General features: G+C 68.5%; 12 protein-coding genes. 9 read left to right on the plus strand and 3 right to left on the minus strand.

Annotated elements, in window-relative coordinates:
- Positions 1-212: 212 nt before the first annotated feature.
- Entirely contained in the window at positions 213-947 is a 735-nt protein-coding gene (locus ACIRCZ_RS03390; RefSeq protein WP_402849641.1) for a hypothetical protein, read from the plus strand.
- Between the two features lie 111 nt (positions 948-1,058).
- Positions 1,059-2,372 carry an LCP family protein gene (locus ACIRCZ_RS03395; RefSeq protein WP_402849644.1) on the plus strand — a complete coding sequence of 438 codons (1,314 nt, stop codon included), beginning with the start codon at positions 1,059-1,061 and terminating at the stop codon, positions 2,370-2,372.
- Between the two features lie 10 nt (positions 2,373-2,382).
- Here the strand turns inward: ACIRCZ_RS03395 and ACIRCZ_RS03400 are convergent, their stop codons facing one another.
- Both ACIRCZ_RS03400 and ACIRCZ_RS03405 read right to left on the minus strand, forming a co-directional pair.
- The gene (locus ACIRCZ_RS03400; protein ID WP_402849647.1) at positions 2,383-2,589 is read right to left on the minus strand and encodes a DUF6186 family protein; all 207 of its coding nucleotides are present in this window, start codon (positions 2,587-2,589) and stop codon (positions 2,383-2,385) included.
- On the minus strand, positions 2,586-3,266 hold the full coding sequence (locus ACIRCZ_RS03405; RefSeq protein ID WP_402849650.1) for a hypothetical protein: 681 nt from the start codon (positions 3,264-3,266) through the stop codon (positions 2,586-2,588). The genes ACIRCZ_RS03400 and ACIRCZ_RS03405 overlap by 4 nt, the downstream gene beginning before the upstream one ends.
- Before the next feature lie 91 nt (positions 3,267-3,357).
- Between ACIRCZ_RS03405 and ACIRCZ_RS03410 the strand changes: the two genes are divergently transcribed.
- The gene (locus tag ACIRCZ_RS03410) at positions 3,358-4,746 is read left to right on the plus strand and encodes an MFS transporter (RefSeq protein WP_402849653.1); all 1,389 of its coding nucleotides are present in this window, start codon (positions 3,358-3,360) and stop codon (positions 4,744-4,746) included.
- Here the strand turns inward: ACIRCZ_RS03410 and ACIRCZ_RS03415 are convergent.
- A complete protein-coding gene (locus ACIRCZ_RS03415; RefSeq protein WP_402849655.1) occupies positions 4,728-5,597 on the minus strand; it encodes a UbiA family prenyltransferase in 870 nt (289 codons plus the stop codon). The two genes, ACIRCZ_RS03410 and ACIRCZ_RS03415, sit on opposite strands and share 19 nt — an antisense overlap.
- 76 nt (positions 5,598-5,673) lie before the next feature.
- Between ACIRCZ_RS03415 and ACIRCZ_RS03420 the strand changes: the two genes are divergently transcribed.
- The 6 genes from ACIRCZ_RS03420 (at position 5,674) to ACIRCZ_RS03445 (ending at position 13,312) form a co-directional block, all read left to right on the plus strand.
- Entirely contained in the window at positions 5,674-6,684 is a 1,011-nt protein-coding gene (locus ACIRCZ_RS03420; RefSeq protein WP_402849658.1) for a LacI family DNA-binding transcriptional regulator, read from the plus strand.
- A gap of 286 nt (positions 6,685-6,970) precedes the next feature.
- Complete coding sequence (locus ACIRCZ_RS03425; protein WP_402851637.1) at positions 6,971-8,629, plus strand: glycoside hydrolase family 13 protein; 1,659 nt, start codon at positions 6,971-6,973, stop codon at positions 8,627-8,629.
- Between the two features lie 53 nt (positions 8,630-8,682).
- On the plus strand, positions 8,683-10,062 hold the full coding sequence (locus ACIRCZ_RS03430) for an extracellular solute-binding protein (protein ID WP_402849660.1): 1,380 nt from the start codon (positions 8,683-8,685) through the stop codon (positions 10,060-10,062).
- Positions 10,063-10,145: 83 nt separating this feature from the next.
- Positions 10,146-11,087, plus strand: coding sequence for a carbohydrate ABC transporter permease (locus ACIRCZ_RS03435; RefSeq protein WP_235500420.1), 942 nt, complete (start codon positions 10,146-10,148; stop codon positions 11,085-11,087).
- Positions 11,088-11,116: 29 nt separating this feature from the next.
- On the plus strand, positions 11,117-12,094 hold the full coding sequence (locus ACIRCZ_RS03440; RefSeq protein ID WP_402851640.1) for a carbohydrate ABC transporter permease: 978 nt from the start codon (positions 11,117-11,119) through the stop codon (positions 12,092-12,094).
- A gap of 24 nt (positions 12,095-12,118) precedes the next feature.
- Positions 12,119-13,312, plus strand: a complete 1,194-nt coding sequence (locus ACIRCZ_RS03445; protein ID WP_402849665.1) for a glycoside hydrolase family 3 N-terminal domain-containing protein — start codon at positions 12,119-12,121, stop codon at positions 13,310-13,312.
- Positions 13,313-13,380 lie beyond the last annotated feature (68 nt).

A 13,380-nucleotide genomic window follows, 5' to 3' on the forward strand; every position in this document is an offset into this window, starting at 1 on the left:
GTGCTGGTGTGCTCTGGGGAGGAAACGAACTCGGAAACGTGCTCAGAAGATGACATGGGGTCCTCGGTTTGCAGGGTCGATCGACTCACCCACGGTCGTGGGGAGGAAGGAAATCACTGCTACCGGATCACGTTGGACAGTGTTGCACGGCGCCGACGCGGAGAGCAAGAGGGTTCTTGTGCTCGATCGCCGGATGCCGATTGAATGACGGGATGAGCACCGTCGACCCGACCATCGCCCGCCGCGAGCGAGCGGAGCGGCGGCCGTCGAACCTCCGGGTCACGGTCGTGCTGCTGCTTCTGCTGGTCGGCGGTCTCGCCGCAGGGTACGGCTGGGGCGGGTTCGGCACCATGATGCAGGAGCAGCCGGATGAGCCTCCGGTGCTCGTGCTGATCGCGATCCCGGTCGGGATGCTGCTGGTGATCGCCGCATCCATCGCTTGGGCCGCGATCGTGCTGAAGCGGGGCGACCTCGGCATGATGTACGGGAACGCCACCGTGCTCCTCGGTGCAGGTGTCGGCGTGATCGTGGTCTCCGCGCAGAGCGGCCCGGCGTTCGTCAGGTATATCGGCTACGGTCTGCTCGCGCTGGCCGCGGTGTGCCTGCTGCTCGGGGTCGCCGCCGCCGGCGCGCGCAGGAGGCGCGTCAGCGTGGAGGAGTCGGCGATGCGCTCCGGTACGCAGGTCACCGCCGTGGTCACGGACAGGGGATACACGGTGTTCCACGAGAGCGATCGGATCTTCACCACGGTCACCTTCGGATTCACCGATCTGCAGGGTGTGCACCGCTGGGTGCAGCGGCCGATGCTGGTCAGGGCGGAAGACCCCATCCAGAACGGTCAGCAGACGCGGCTGTGGTTCGACGCCGCGAACCCGGGGAACGACAAAGCGATCGTGGTCGAACTGGCGAACGCCTCCCCGCTCCGTGCGCCTCTGCCGCGCCGGTGAGGGGCGTGAGGGGGCTTTCAGGACGCGCAGTGCGCCTCCAAGCTGACCGATAGGTGTTATGGCTAGTATTTCGACATTCCTCCTTTCGCCTCACCCTCCGAAGGACCTTCGATGACCGACCTGCCGCGCAGGCACCAGCGCGCCAAGGGGCCGACCGCCGTGCGACACGGTCGCCTGCCCCGCCGTCGTGCTGTCGGAACGGTCATGCGGATACTCGCCGCGGCGGTCGCCGTCGTGGCGGTGAGCGTCGGAAGCGTCGCAGCGTACGCGGTCTGGGATGTCGCCCGCTCGGTCAAGACGGGCGTCGTCCTGGCCACGCTGCCTGGTCACACCAAGCAGGCCATCCCGAACGTCGGCGCCATCCAGGGTGGCGTGAACCTGCTCCTCACCGGCACGGACAGCCGCAGCAACCTCGGCGGCATCTACGACTCGGCCGACGAACAGGATGCGAGCACCGGCGAGGGCAACAACGACGTCACGATGCTGCTGCACATCGCCCAGGACCACAAGAGCGCGATGGTGATCAGCTTCCCGCGCGACCTGATGGTCGAGATCCCGGACTGCCCTGCTCCGACCGGAGGCGGCACCGTCGACGGTTCGAGCAGCGCGATGTTCAACACGGCGCTGTCCCGCGGCGGTCTGCCCTGCGTCGTGCTCACGGTGGAGAAGCTGACAGGGATCGACATCCCGTTCGCCGCCGTCATCAACTTCAACGGCGTGAGCGCGATGTCGAACGCGATCGGTGGAGTGACGGTCTGCCTCGCCACTCCGGTCACCGACGACTTCACCACCCCACCGCTCGATCTGCCGGCGGGGGAGAACACCCTGGTCGGCGACGTTGCGCTGTCGTTCCTACGGAGCAGGCACGGCGTCGGCGACGGCAGCGACCTCGGCAGAATCAGCAACCAGCAGGTGTTCCTGTCCGCACTGGCCAGGAAGGTCGTCTCCGGCGGCGTGCTCGGAAACCCGGTGCAGCTCTACGGGCTGGCGAAGGCCGCGGTGGAGAACATCACGCCGTCGGACACGCTGACGAACCCGACGACACTGGTCGAGATCGCCCTCGCGCTGAAAGACACCGGTCTCGACAACATGGTGTTCATGCAGTATCCGGCGGTGACCGATCCGGACGACTCGAATCGGGTGATCGTGGACGACACGGCGGCGCAGGCGATCAACACCGCGCTGGTGAACGACCAGCCGGTGAAGCTCACCGGCACGACGGGGCGGGCTGCGGAGGACCAGGCCGGCACCGGAACGCCGACTCCGGCGGTGCCGGCGGCTCCGGACGCGACGGCACCCGCAACGACGGCGCCGGCTCCCGGCGACACGTCGACGGCTCCCGCGACGACCGGACCGATCGAGCTCCCCAGCAGCATCACCGGCCAGACGGCAGCGCAGCAGACCTGCACGAAGGGCAACAACTAGCCGGAGCCGCTCACGGCATCGGCGGCACCACCAGGAAATGCCAGCCGAGCCACCACCAGAACAGCAGGATGGTGAAGCGCGCAGCTCGGTCGGCCAGCACCACGTCGAGCAGTGTCGAGAACCGTGCGATGCGCAGGGGGTCTCTGTGCGACTGCAACACCAGTGCCGCCATCGTGACGCCGCAGAGCAGGAAGCCGGCGATCGTGATGTCCCTCATCGCCGTCCCCTTCTGATGAGGGCGTAGCCGCCCGCCAGCCAGAGCACCACGAGCGCCGCGCGGGCGGGCGGCCAGGCGACGGCAGGGTCGACCAGGTCGGAGAGGGCGGGGAAGTCGTTCTCCGCCGTGGGGGAGGAGCGTCCGAGGAAGAACACCGCGATCTCCCACGCGCACCCGGCGACGATGACGGCCGACCACGCGATGGCGGCGCGTCGCACGGCAGCCTTCGCTCCAACGCCCGTGGTGCCCGCATCCGTGGTGCCCGCATCCGTGGCGCCCGCCTCCCCAGCTCCCGATGCGCGCGGCCGGTCGGCCCACACCACCGGCAGCAGGAGCACCCCGATGCCGATCACGATCGCCGTGTCGACGCCGCCGTAGAGCGGAGCGAACGCGAACGTGACCGCCGCCACGCCGATCAGCGTGTACGCCACGATGCGACGGGACAGCGTCTCCCTGTCCGGCATCGCCCGCAACGGGATGCGCAGCCAGCCCAGCCCGTCGAGCGCGATCACGACGGCCCCGCCCAGGAAGATCCACGCATCCACTGGGGCGCCGCGGAGGAAGTGGAAGACCGCTGTGAGGACGAGCACGAGCAGCCAGGCGAGGCGCGTGACGATGGCGATCCGGGTCGCCACCGGCCCCGATCGCGCAGAGACTGGGCGCGACTCATCGGACATCTCCGCTCCAGGCTACGCCCGGTGCGAGGCGGGAGCGCGCTGGGAACCGGCTGCTGTTGCTATCCGGGCGCGCTCCCCGTTTACTGAGAACATGGTTTCCGAGCGTATGTCGCCGACGCAGCGCAGGGTGCTGCTGATCGCGATCCTGGCGAGCTTCGTCGCCTTCCTCGACGGCGCTGTGATCAACGTGGCGCTTCCCGCGATCTCGAAGGAGCTGGGCGGCGGCCTTCCGCTGCAGCAGTGGGTGGTCGACGGCTACCTGGTGACGCTCGGCTCGCTCATCCTGATCGCAGGGTCGCTGTCCGACGTCTTCGGGCGCAAACGGGTGCTGTACGCCGGGCTCATCGGGTTCCTGATCACCTCGCTGCTCTGCGCGTTCGCTCCCACCGGCGTGTTCCTGGTCGTCGCCCGCGCGCTGCAGGGCGTCGCGGGAGCCCTGCTGGTGCCGAGCTCCCTCGCCATCATCATCTCGACCTTCTCCGGTGCCGCGCAGGCGAAGGCGATCGGCCGCTGGACCGCCTGGACAGGTATCGCGATGATCGCCGGCCCCGTGCTCGGCGGCGTCTTCGTGGACACGCTCTCCTGGCGCTGGGTGTTCGTGATCAACGTGGTGCCGATCGGCATCACCCTCGCCATGATGCTCGGGCTCAAGCAGGAGGACCACGGGATGGGCGGCCGTGTCGACGTGCTCGGCGCCGTCCTCGGGTCCGTCGGACTGGCGGGAACGGTCTTCGCGCTGATCGAGCAAGGCGTGTACGGCTGGGGGAGCCCGCGCGTCTTCCTGCCGCTCATCCTCGGCCTGGTGTCGCTGGCCGCGTTCTTCTTCTGGCAGACCAGGGCGAAGCAGCCGATGCTCCCGCTCGGACTGTTCCGGGTGCACAACTTCTGGGTGGGCAACATCGCCACCGCCCTCGTCTATGGCGCGCTCGCCTTCGCTCCGCTCACCGTCACGCTCTACCTGCAGCAGGTGGCCGGCTTCGCTGCGACGGCCGCCGGGTTCGTGTTCATCCCGTCGACGCTGTGCATGCTGCTGCTCTCCGGGGTGTTCGGGGGGCTGGCGGGGAAGTACGGGCCGCGGCTGTTCATGGCCATCGGCCCTGTCATCGCCGCCTGCGGCTTCCTCTGGCTGCTGATGATGGGCGAGGACGTGAACTTCTGGACGAACCTCCTGCCCGCCGTTCTCCTGTTCGGTGTCGGCCTGTCGATCACCGTGGCGCCGCTGACCAGTGCGATCCTCGGATCGATCCACCCTGCGCAGGCGGGCATCGGCTCGGCGGTCAACAACGCCGTGTCGAGGATCGCCGGGTTGGTGACGGTCGCGATGATCGGCCTGATCGTCGGAGGCACGCTCGACAGGGCGGGCCTCGACAGGGCGATGATCACCGCTGCTGCGCTGATGCTGGTGGGCGGCATCGTCTCCGCGATCGGCATCCGCAACCACGAACCGGCCGCTGAGAAGGTTCAGACCGTCGTCGACTGACCGGCGAACGCGAGCATCAGCACGTCGACGATCGCGCATCCCATGATGAACTGCATCAGCAGGCGAGTCGGCGAGCGGCGCAGCAGCAGCACGACGCCGGCGACGGCGATCCCGATGCCGATCACCAGCCCGATCAGCAACGGGATGCGCGGCGGCCAGCCAGGCCCGAACGCGATCAGGATGCTCGCCGCGGCCAGACAGGAGAACGCGAGCAGCCCGCTCGGCACCGCCCCCATCCGGTGCGGCAGTCCACGGATGCCTGTGCGGTTGTCGTCCGCGAGGTCGGGAAGCACATTGGTGACGTGGGCGGCGACGCCGAGCAGGGCACCCGCCGCGACGACCCAGGCGGCGGCGAAGCGCGGCGGTTCGAGGCCGAGCGTGGCGATGGCGGGCAGGAGCCCGAAGCTGATCGCGAACGGCAGGAAGGAGATCGCAGTGGCCTTGAGCCCCAGGTTGTATGCCCAGCCCCCCGCGATGGCGACGGCGTGCGCCAGCGTCGCCAGTGGCCCGAGCAGCAGGGTGACCAGGATCGCGGCGACCAGGGCGACGAACGCCCAGGTGCGCACCGTCGTGACGCGGATCGCCCCGCGCGCCGCCGGTTTGTCCGTCCGCTCGACCTGCGCATCCCGTGCGGCGTCGAGCCAGTCGTTCGACCAGCCGATGGAGAGCTGGCCGAGCAGGATCGCCAGCGCCAGCAGCGCGAGGCGGCCGGGCGGGTAGCCGAGGCTCGCGCCCAGCACGGTGGCGACGACGGTCACCACGACGCTGGGGCCGGGGTGGCTGGCGAGCAGCAGCGCGGCCATCGGCCTCGCCGCCGGCCCTGCCGTCCCCGGCTTCGCGCGCTGTGTCATGGGCGCCATGCTAGGCCGATCTGCCGTCTTGCAAAAGACTTGCGCTGTCTTGCAAGGAATTGCGTATGCTGAGCGCATGTCGAAACGTCTCGCCGAGGTCGCTCGCAAGGTCGGGGTCAGTGAAGCAACGGTCAGCCGCGTCCTCAACGAGAAACCCGGCGTGTCCGAGGCGACCAGGCAGGCTGTGCTCACCGCACTGGATGTGCTGGGGTACGAACGCCCGACCAAGCTGCGCGGAGAGCGCGCCAGACTGGTCGGCCTGGTGCTGCCCGAGCTGCAGAACCCGATCTTCCCCGCGTTCGCGGAGGTCATCGGGGGAGCACTGGCGCAGAACGGATACACCCCGGTGCTCTGCACCCAGACGGCAGGGGGAATCTCCGAGTCCGACTACGTGGAGCTGCTGCTCCAGCAGCAGGTGTCAGGGGTCGTCTTCGTCGGCGGCGCGTACGCCCAGCAGGATGCGTCGCACGAGCACTACGCCAGGCTCACCGATCTGAATCTGCCGACGGTGCTGGTGAACGCGCCCGTCGACGACCTGCACTTCGCGACCGTGTCCTGCGACGACACGGTCGCCACCGCCCAGGCGCTCGGCCACCTGCGCTCGCTCGGGCACGAGCGGATCGGCCTGTTGCTCGGGCCGCGCGATCACGTGCCGTCGCAGCGGAAGCTCGCGGCCGCGAAGCGCATCGTCGCTGGCTGGGGCGACGAGTTCGACGACGACCTGGTCGTGCACTCGCTGTACTCGCTCGAGGCGGGGCAGGCCGGGGCTGCCCGGCTGCTGAAGGCCGGGGTCACCGCGATCGTCTGCGCGAGCGACCCGATGGCGCTCGGCGCGATCAGGGCGGTGCGCCGCGCCGGTCTGTCCGTGCCGTCGGACATCTCCATCGTCGGCTACGACGACTCCGCGCTGATGAACTGCACGGAGCCTCCGCTGACGACCGTGCGCCAGCCGATCGAGCCGATGGGGCGCACGGTGATCGAGCTGCTGCTGCGCCAGATCTCCAGCGATTCCGCCATCTCCGACGAGCTCTTCTTCGAGCCGGAACTGGTGGTTCGCGGGTCGACGGGACCAGCACTGCACACGTAATTGTTATGCAATTCGGCGCAAATGTACGCAAACGAATTACTCTCTGTCAGTTTCTTGCAGTGAACTGTCATTAACGCTACATTCGGCTCAACGACGACGGAGCCGGCTGTTCGGGCACGTCGACGTGACGACCGAACCGCCGACCAGGGTGGCGCGGACGCGCCCCGTTCGATCGGAGCGCACCGCACCGCCGGAGGTCGCCCGACCGAAGGGCACATCCGTGGACCTCCCCGTGCTGACCGTGCACTCCAGCGCTCCGTCGACCGCCCAGCCCACCGCATCCCCGCTGTCGCCGTCCACCGCCGACCCGCTCTGGTGGAGGAGCGCGGTGATCTACCAGATCTACCTGCGCAGCTTCGCGGACGGCAACGGAGACGGCATCGGCGACCTCGCCGGCGTCCGGCAGCACCTCGGTTACCTCAAAGAGCTGGGGGTGGATGCGATCTGGTTCACCCCCTGGTACGAGTCCCCGCTGGCGGACGGCGGATACGACGTGTCCGACTACCGCACGATCCACCCGGCGTTCGGCGATCTGACCGAGGCGGAGACGCTCATCCAGGAGGCCCTCGCCCTCGGCATCCGCACGATCATCGACGTCGTCCCCAATCACATCTCCGACCAGCACCCCTGGTTCCAGGCCGCCCTCGCGGCCGGGCCGGGCTCGCCGGAGCGCGAGCGCTTCTGGTTCCGCCCTGGCCGCGGAGCCGACGGCGACCAGATGCCGACGGACTGGGTGTCCAACTTCTCCGGCGAGACCTGGACCCGCACGACCAACCAGGACGGCACGCCCGGCGAGTGGTATCTGCACCTGTTCACCCCGCAGCAGCCCGACCTCAACTGGAACCACCCCGACGTACGGGCGGAGCACGAGGCGGTCCTGCGGTTCTGGTTCGACCGCGGTGTCGCAGGGGTCCGCATCGACTCGGCCGCACTCCTGGTCAAGGACGAGAACCTGCCGGAGGTGCCGGAGCATCCTGGGCCGGGGGAGCACCCCAACCAGGACAGGGACGAGCTGCACGAGATCTACCGCGGCTGGCGCGCCATCGCCGACTCGTACCCGGGCACCCGCGTGCTGGTCGGTGAGATCTGGCTGCCAGAGATCGACCGGTTCGCGATGTACCTGCGGAAGGACGAACTGCACACCGCGTTCAACTTCGACTTCCTGGCGAGGCCATGGGATGCGCGCGAGCTCCGCGCATCCATCGACGAGACCATCGCGGCGCACGCCCCGGTGGATGCGCCGAGCACCTGGGTGCTGTCGAACCACGACGTCACCAGGCCCGTCACCCGCTACGGCCGAGCCGACTCGTCGTTCGCGTTCCTGAAGAAGCGCGTCGGCACTCCGACCGATCTCGCCCTCGGCCGTCGCCGCGCCCGCGCCGCCGCCCTGCTCACCGCCGCCCTGCCAGGCTCGCTCTATCTCTACCAGGGCGACGAGCTCGGCCTGCCGGAGGTCGAGGACATCCCGGCCGACCGACTGGAGGACCCGATGCACTTCCGCTCCGGCGGCGTCGACCCAGGCAGGGACGGCTGCCGGGTTCCGCTGCCGTGGAGCGGCGAGCATCCGCCGTTCGGGTTCAGCCCGGCAGGTGCCTCTGCGGAGCCGTGGCTGCCGCAGCCGGAGAACTGGGCGCCGCTGACCGTCGAAGCGCAGCAGTCCGACGCGTACTCCATGCTCCGGCTCTACCGCGAGGCTCTGCGGCTGCGCCGCACAGAGGACGGCCTCGGCGACGGAGCGCTGCGCTGGCTCGACAGCGCAGAAGGCACCCTCGTCTTCTCCCGCGGCGACGCCTTCGTGAGCGTCACCAACCTCTCCTCCGACGCGATCGAGCTTCCCGATCACGTCGCCATCCTGCTCAGCAGCGACCCGCTCGACCGCGGGCTGCTGCCACCGGACTCCACGGCGTGGCTTAGAACACAGCACGGTCCGCCGGAGGTCGCGTAACGCACCGCGACACAGCACACCGCACCTCACCACACCATCGAAAGGAACCGACAATGAGGTCACCACGTACGATCGCGGCCGTGGCCGCGATCACGATCGCCGGGGTCGGCCTGCTTGCAGGATGCTCAGGCTCCGGCAGCGGCGACTCGAGCGACGGCAAGGTGCACATCACCGTTGCCAGTCTCATCCCCGGCAGCGACAAGGCAGCGTTCAAGGCGTTCGCCGACCGCGTGAAGGAGTTCGAGAAGGCGAACCCGAACATCGTCATCAAGTCGGAGGAGTACCAGTGGACGGGGCCGACGTTCTCGACCCAGCTCGCCGGCGGCACGCTGCCCGACGTGTTCAACGTCCCGTTCACCGACTCGCAGTCGCTCCTGCAGGCCGGTCAGCTCGCCGACATCACCAAGGAGGTCAAGGCGCTGTCGTACGCGGGCAAGTTCAACGAGAACGTGCTCGCCGTCGCCAAGAGCGGCGACAAGATCTACGGCATCCCGTACGGCCCGTACGCCATGGGGCTCTCCTACAACCGCGAGATCTTCCAGAAGGCCGGTCTCGACCCTGACAAGCCCCCGACGACGTGGGACGAAGTCCGGCAGGACGCCAAGACCATCTCGGAGAAGGTGCCAGGCGTCGCAGGCTACATGCAGATGACGCAGGGCAACACCGGCGGCTGGGAGCTGACCACCACGACGTACGCGCGTGGCGGCCGGATGGAGACCACGGACGGCGGCAAGACCAAGGTCACGACGAACAACCCCGTCACCAAGGAGGCGCTGCAGTTCCTGCACGACCTGCGCTGGGAGGACAACTCGGTCGGCAGCAACTTCCTGCTCGACTGGAGCGGCATCAACCAGGCGTTCGGCGCAGGCCAGATCGCGATGTACCCGTCCGGCTCAGACGTGCTCACCTCGCTGGTGCAGCAGAACAACGTCGACCCGAAGACGTACGGGCTGACGATGCTCCCGATCGACTCGAGCAACAAGGATGCGGGCGTCCTGGTCGGCGGCAACGTCGCGGCGGTCAGCCCCAAGTCCAACGAGGCGCAGAAGACGGCGGCGGTCAAGTGGATCGACTTCTACTACATGCAGAAGCTGCTCAACCAGGACCAGGCCATCGCGGACGCGAAGGTGCTCGCCAAGTCGAACCAGCCGGTCGGCGTTCCGACGCTGCCGGTCTTCGACAAGGCGACGTACGACCAGACGATGTCCTGGATCAAGCCGGAGGTCAACATCCCGTTGGAGAACGTCGCACCGTTCACCGACAAGATCTTCGACGCGAACCTCGTGCCTGAGCCGAACAAGCACACCCAGGAGCTCTACGGAGCACTGGATGCGGTGGTCCAGGCCGTGCTGACGGACAAGAACGCGAACATCGATCAGCTCCTGACGAAGGTCGACTCCGACATTCAGAAGCTCGTCGACGCCGACAAGTAAGTCACCGGTTCGGCCGGCGGGACGCCTCGTGCGCCCCGCCGGCCGCGCCGCACGTTTCCGACCACGACAGAAAGCACCCACCCATGACAGCGATCGACCGCCAGCGAACGAGTTCGCGCCGCGTCGTGCGACGCACCCCGATGACCTGGCTCCGCGGAGGCGGGCTCAGCAACCTCGTCTTCCTGCTGCCGATGCTCGTGATCTTCGGCGTCTTCTCCTGGTGGCCGATCGTCCGCAGCGTGGTGATGAGCTTCCAGCACACCAACCTCGTCACCGCTCCGACGTTCGTCGGCTGGGACAACTTCGTGCAGGTCGTGAACGACCCGCTGTTCTGGACGGCGATCGGCAACACCGCCTGGTTCGCGTTCCTCGCTCTCATCCTGGGCTACCCCATCCCGCTCATCGCCGCCGTGCTGATGAGCGAGGTCAAGCGCGCGAAGGGGCTGTACAGCGCGCTCGCATACCTTCCGGTGGTCGTGCCTCCCGTGGTCGCCGTGCTGCTCTGGAAGTTCTTCTACGACGCGAGCCCGACGGGCGTGTTCAACACGATCCTCGGCTGGGTGGGCATCCCGCCGCAGCCGTGGATCCAGTCGGCGACCCAGGCCATGCCGTCCCTCGTCGTCGAGGCGACATGGGCGGCAGCGGGAGGGACGATCATCATCTACCTGGCCGCGATCACCGGCGTCGCGCCGGAGCTGTACGACGCGGCTGAGGTGGACGGCGCCAACATCTGGCAGAAGATCTGGCACGTCACGATGCCGCAGTTGCGCAGCATCCTGCTGATCACCCTCATCCTGCAGATCATCGGCACGGCTCAGGTCTTCCTCGAACCGTACCTGTTCACCGGAGGCGGCCCTGTCAACTCGACGGTGACCGTGCTGCTGCTCATCTACCGCTACGCGTTCCAGAACTCGCTCGGCGGCGATTACGGGGCAGCGACGGCGCTCAGCCTGATGCTCGCCGCGTTCCTCGCCGTGCTCTCGCTCGTGTACTTCCGCCTCACCAAGTCCTGGAGCCAGAATTGACCACCTCGACCGACTACACGCCAGAGGTCATGAACGTCATGACCGACGAACTCGACGAGTCCGGCATCGCGCCAGGCGGTCCAGGCGGCCGCAAGCGCAAGCGCCGGTCGCGCAGGCCGAGCGAGCCGTCGGGCGACCGCGGCATCCTGTCGCCGTCCGACTGGCGGAAGCCGGGCATCCGGTGGGGGACGCGCGCCACCCACCTGGTGCTGCTGATCCTGCTGATCGTGCTCGGCCTCGGGCCGCTGCTGTGGCTCGCCAAGTCGGCGATCACGCCGACGCAGGACACGCTCCGCACACCGATGGCGCTGTTCCCGAACGGCGTCGACTGGGCCAACCTGTCGACGGCCTGGTCGACGGTGCACATCGACGTGCAGTTCATGAACACGATCTGGGTCGCGCTCGGCTCCTGGATCATGCAGATCGTGGTGGCGACGACGGCGGGATACGCGCTGAGCGTGCTGCGGCCGAAATACGGCAAGGTGATCTACGGGCTCATCCTCGGCACGCTGTTCGTGCCGTCCGTCGTGCTGCTGGTGCCGCTCTACCTCACCATCCTCAACCCGCCCCTGCTCGGGCAGTCGCTGATCAACACGTTCTGGGCGGTCTGGCTGCCCGCCGGCGCGAGCGCGTTCAACGTGGTGCTGATCAAGCGGTTCTTCGACAACCTGCCGCGCGAGGTCTTCGAGGCGGCGCGCACGGACGGGGCTGGGCCGTTCCGGCTGTTCTGGTCGATCGTGCTCCCGATGTCGAAGCCCATCCTGGGCGTGGTGTCGGTGTTCGCGATCATCGCGGCCTGGAAGGACTACCTGTGGCCGCTGCTGGTGCTGCGCGACCCGGCCATCCAGCCGCTGTCCGTACGGCTGCCCACGCTGCAGGCGGCGATCCAGCTCGATGTGTACCTCGCGGCGCTCGCGATCTCCACGCTGATCCCGATCGTGCTCTTCCTGGTGTTCCAGGGGCTGTTCCTGCGGTCGGCGGGGCTGGGCGGAGCTGTCAAGGGCTGAGGCGGCGGCGGTTACCATCGATGGATGAGGAGTCGACGCGGAATCCGGAGGGCGGCGCTTGCGCTGACCCTGGCGACCGCGTCGGCTCTCGCCGTCACCGGGTGCGCTGCCGGGGCGCCGCGCACGGCCCAGCACAGCGCAGCCGGTAGCTCTGCCACGCCGGAACCGACGAAGACGGTGGATCCGGCGACGGCGTACGTGAACGCGCGCCTGGCCAACATGACGCTGCGCCAGAAGGTCGCCAGCCTGCTGATGCTGCACCAGCCGGGCACGGACGGCGCCGCCCTGCGCGGCTTCGTCGACCGCTACGGCGTCGGCGGGATGATCCTGATGGGCGACAATGTGCCCGGCAGCCCTGCCGCCCTCGCTGCGCAGAACGCGGCGATGACCGCCTCCGACCCGCAGCTCCCTCCGCTCGTCGCCATCGACGAGGAGGGCGGCGACGTCACCCGGCTTCCCTGGGACACCCTGCCGGGCGCCGACGTGCTCAAGGCCCAGCCGCCCGCGGCGACGCAGGCGGCGTTCTCGCAGCGCGCCGCCCTGCTGAAGCAGGCGGGCGTCACGGTCAACTTCGGCACCATCGCGGACACGACGGCCGACCCGGGCTCGTTCATCTACGACAGGGTCCTCGGTACAACGCCCGCTGCGGCGGCCGACAGGGTCGCCGCGTCGGTCACGGGGGAGCGCGGCCAGGTGTTCAGCACGCTCAAGCACTTCCCCGGCCACGGGGAGACGGAGGCGGACTCGCACACGAGCATCCCCACCACCGGGGTCAGCGTCGCCGACTGGCGGGCGAGGGATGCGCCGCCCTTCGGCGCCGGCATAGCGGCGGGGACGGAGCTGGTCATGTTCGGCCACCTCGTCTACAGCGCGGTGGATGCTGCGCCCGCCTCGCTCTCCGCGCCGTGGCACCGCATCCTGAGCGACACGCTCGGCTTCCACGGGGTGACGATCACCGACGACATGCGGATGCTGCAGGACTCCGGCCTGCCGCAGTACGCGAACGCAGAGGAGAACGCCGTGCAGGCGCTGGCAGCGGGCAACACGATGCTGCTCTACGTGCTCCCTGCGGACCCTGCCGCTGCCGGGCTCGACCCGGATGCGCTGATCGACGCGGTCGTCGCTGCGGTCGGTTCCGGCCGGATTCCCGCCGCGCAGATCGACGCCGATGCCAGGAAACTGCTGGAACTGCGCCACGCGCTGGCCACAAAAGAGTGACGCGTCAACTTTTTTTCGGATTTCCGGAATAGGACCGCTGTCCATACGCTTGCATGTACCTGTACGGC

It is taken from the genome of Leifsonia sp. NPDC102414, assembly GCF_044765685.1.
Classification (GTDB): domain Bacteria; phylum Actinomycetota; class Actinomycetes; order Actinomycetales; family Microbacteriaceae; genus Leifsonia.